The sequence below is a fragment of the Pseudomonas sp. SIMBA_068 genome (assembly GCF_046534705.1).
GTDB lineage: Bacteria > Pseudomonadota > Gammaproteobacteria > Pseudomonadales > Pseudomonadaceae > Aquipseudomonas > Aquipseudomonas putida.
Map to the genome: position 1 here is coordinate 1 of NZ_JAWRYI010001839.1, position 230 is coordinate 230.

Sequence of the window (230 nt, forward strand, 5' to 3'; positions counted from 1 at the left end):
ATCAAGAGCTCACGCCATATGGTTTAGAGCTTTTAACAAGAAATGTCAAGGTGGATAAGTTAGGTGCAGGGACATATGCAATTGAGGCCGAGGTGGACGGAGAAAAGATGCTCCTGCTCAATTCATTCCATCCTTGTCAAATTGATTGGTTCACTGCTCCGAGGCGGTCTGTTATCGTCATTGAATGCTTTACCCAAAAGCCAATGAGGGTGATGAGAGAACACTTTATT

The 230-nt window shown here is 43.9% G+C and carries 1 protein-coding gene; it reads left to right on the plus strand.

The window, feature by feature from the left end; all coding sequences use genetic code 11:
* The coding region (locus SB756_RS36125) for a hypothetical protein (protein WP_410914058.1) at nt 1-230 on the plus strand (230 nt) is incomplete at both ends.